Genomic DNA, 3117 nt, shown 5'->3' on the forward strand with positions numbered 1-3117 from the left:
GTTGTGGTCTGGGGGGCCCCTGGTCGGGGCTCCCTGGGTATCGGGGGGGTCCGGCGTGTGCGTATGGTCCGTTATGGCCACTTGTTGTGACTCACAGTCCCTCGATGTGGCATTCACGGACCATTTCCACATCGGGGGTCAGGCTTCCCCCGCCTTCTCGGCCTGGCGGCGCACCTCGTCCATGTCGACGTCGCGGGCCTGCTGGATCAGCTCCTCCAGCACCGCCTCGGGCAATGCCCCCGGCTGGGCGTAGATCACCGTCTTGTCGCGGATCACCGCGAGCGTCGGGATCGAGCGGATGTCGAAGGCGGCGGCCAGCTGCTGCTCGTTTTCGGTGTCGACGCTGGCGAACACGATGTCGTCGTGCTTCTCGGACACCTTCTCGTACACCGGCGCGAACTGGCGGCACGGACCGCACCAGCTCGCCCAGAAGTCGATCAGGACGAATTCGTTGTCGGTCACGGTCTGGTCGAAGTTGGCCGCGGTCAGCTCTACGGTGCTCATAGGTGGATCAACGGCCGGCACCCGGCCAAGATTCCCCGGGGCGGCGTAGGGTCGGCATCCGGCAGCCGCGGAGAACCTCGAACACGGGAGGACGTGCCATGGCCGACGGGGAAATCCTCAGCCACATCGACCGGCTCATCGCCGAGGAGCACGAACTGCGGTCGCGCGCGGTCGGCGTCGGGCTGAACAGCGCCGACCGCGAGCGCCTCGGCGACCTTGAACGGCAGCTCGACCAGTGCTGGGACCTGCTGCGCCAGCGTCGCGCCCACACCGAGTTCGGCGAGGACCCGGCCGACGCGCGGGTCCGGCCCGAGAGCGAAGTCGAGTCCTACCGGCAGTAAGGCCTCACGCGGGGCATAGGGTCCCGTCGCCGGGGACCTTGCCGTCGACGAGGAAGGCACGCACGGCGTCGGTCACGCACGGCGACGAACCGAGTGCTCCGTGTCCCGCGCCCTGCCACGAGATCGTCACCGAGGTCGGCATCTGGTCGGCGGCGCGGGTGGTGCCCTGCTCCGGGGTCACCGGGTCGGCCGCGGTCGAGGCCACCAGGATGGGCGGCACCCCGGGCACACCCGCCCTCGGCAGCGGCTCGCGGCGCGTCGGCCACGGCGCGCACCAGGCCAGCTGCTGGGCCACGGTGGTGCCGAACTGGGGGTACTTGCCGCGCATGGCGGCGCCCACCTTGGCGAGCTCGTCGGCGGGCAGCCGGGTCGCGCTGTCGTTGCAGCGTGTCGCGAGCGCACCGTCCAAACGGGACGGAAGACTCCTGCTGTCGTGCAGTGCCGGCGCGGCGAACACGGCGAGCGGGGCGAGGTTCCCGTCGCGCGCCGCGATGATCGCGTCGGCCAGTTCGGGCCACCGCGCGCGCTGCGCGAGCCCGGAATAGACCGCGTAGGTCGCGATCCCCGCGTTCATCGGGATGCCGTCGGCGGTCACGACGGGTGTCCGCAGCCGGTCGGTGACCGCCCGCAGCGCGGCCTTCGGATCGCCGAGCGCGCAGTGCCGGTTGGCGCAGTCCGCGCCGAACGCGTCCAAAGTGGACTGAGCGCCCGCGGCGACCGCGTCCAGCACGGCCGCGGTGTCCTGGCCGGGATCGGGGACGCCGTCGAGCACCATCCTGCCCACCTGGGCGGGGAACCGCACCGCGTACTCCGAGAGCACCTTCGACCCGTCGCCGTGCCCGAGCGCGGTGAGCCGCTCCATCCCGAGCTGCTTGCGCAGTTCGTCGAGGTCGCCCGCGGTGCGCCAGCTGTCCAGCCCGGTCTGGGCCACGTCGAGGTCGATCGCGCACTGCTGGCCCGCCCTGCGCGCGGCGTCCAGCACGCCTTCGAGATCGCCCTGCGCGGGGTCCGCGCCGATCAGGTCACGGCGCACGTCGCCGGGGACGCATTGCGCGGCGCCCGACAGCCCCGTGCCGCGCCGGTCCAGCCCGACCAGCGAGAACTTCTGGAGGAACTCCGGCGGCAGGCTCGCCGCGAGCCGCGCGGCGTACAGCGTCCCGGGTTCGCCGTCGACGTCGTTGACCACGACCAGCGGCACCGGGCCGGTGCCTGCCTTGAGCACGAGGCTGCGCACCATCGCGCGCCGCGGCTGGTCCGGCGCGTCGAGCGGGGTCGTCAGCCGGGCGCAGCTGAAGCGCAGCGTGTCCGGCACGGCGGGCCTGCCGAGCCGCTGGCGGGTGTCGTCGTCGCAGTCGTTCCACCGGATCAGCGGGGACTGCGGTTCGCCCAGCGGCGGCAGCGGGACGGGCGGGGCGCTCGTCGGCGCCTTCGGCTGTTTCGAACCGTCGTTGTCCACCACGGCGGGCCGTGCCGAGGGCCCGGTCGTGCAGCCCGCGAGCGTCGCCGCGGCGAGGACGGCCAGCGCCAGCCGGGATCGCGGGCGAAGGCGGCGGGAACGGCGGCGCACGGGCGGGGTCCTCCGATGATCGGGTCCGGGGTCACCGGTGAGCTTGGCACGCCGGGTGTGACAGGGGAGTTAGCGGGTCCGCACGACCTCGCCGCGGAACACGGCATCGAGGTCGTACCGCGCGACCTCGTCGAGCTGCGCGTACCCGCACGACGAAGGTTCGCGGTCCGGGCGCCACCGGCCGAACTGCGCGGTGTGCCGGAACCGCGCCGGGACGCCGCCCTCGGTGTGTTCGTAGGACACCTCGACGACGCGTTCCAGCCGCAGCGGCACCCACGGCTGCTCGGTCGAGCGCCAGCGGGTGATGCCGCCGGGGATGCGCTGGCCGGTGCGGACGGCGTCGCCGATCCAGGGGTGCCCGGTGCCGTCGGTGATCAGCGGCGCCAGCTCCTCGGCCAGCTCGCGGCGCCGCGTGACCGGGAACGAGCCGACGACGCCGACGTGGTGCAGCAGCCCGGCGGCGTCGTAGAGCCCGAGCAGGAACGACCCGACCATCTCGCCCGGTTCGCCGTCGACGTGCCAGCGCAGCCCGGCCAGCACGCAGTCGGCGGTGCGCTTGTGCTTGTACTTGAGCAGGACGCGTTTGCCGGGGGAGTAGGGCTCGTCGAGCGGTTTGCCGATGATGCCGTCCAGACCGGCGCCCTCGAACAGTTCGAACCAGTGCCGCGCGGTGTCCGGGTCGGTGGTCGCCGGGGTGAGGTGGAT

At 72.8% G+C, this 3117-nt stretch carries 3 protein-coding genes and 1 pseudogene; 1 reads left to right on the top strand and 3 read right to left on the bottom strand.

The window, feature by feature from the left end:
* Positions 1-138: 138 nt before the first annotated feature.
* Positions 139-504, bottom strand: coding sequence for a thioredoxin (gene trxA / locus ACFW0G_RS45390; protein ID WP_378331807.1), 366 nt, complete (start codon positions 502-504; stop codon positions 139-141).
* Positions 505-602: 98 nt separating this feature from the next.
* Here trxA and ACFW0G_RS45395 point away from each other — a divergent pair, with 98 nt between their 5' ends.
* Entirely contained in the window at positions 603-845 is a 243-nt protein-coding gene (locus ACFW0G_RS45395; RefSeq protein ID WP_378331808.1) for a DUF2630 family protein, read from the top strand.
* A gap of 4 nt (positions 846-849) precedes the next feature.
* Here the strand turns inward: ACFW0G_RS45395 and ACFW0G_RS45400 are convergent, their stop codons facing one another.
* Both ACFW0G_RS45400 and ACFW0G_RS45405 read right to left on the bottom strand, forming a co-directional pair.
* Positions 850-2412: an alpha/beta hydrolase gene (locus ACFW0G_RS45400; RefSeq protein ID WP_378331809.1), complete on the bottom strand. Its 1563-nt coding sequence runs from the start codon at positions 2410-2412 to the stop codon at positions 850-852.
* 69 nt (positions 2413-2481) lie between these two features.
* Positions 2482-3117, bottom strand: a pseudogene (locus tag ACFW0G_RS45405) (ATP-dependent DNA ligase); the annotation flags it as partial.

Source organism: Amycolatopsis sp. NPDC058986 (genome assembly GCF_042741125.1).
Taxonomy (GTDB): domain Bacteria; phylum Actinomycetota; class Actinomycetes; order Mycobacteriales; family Pseudonocardiaceae; genus Amycolatopsis.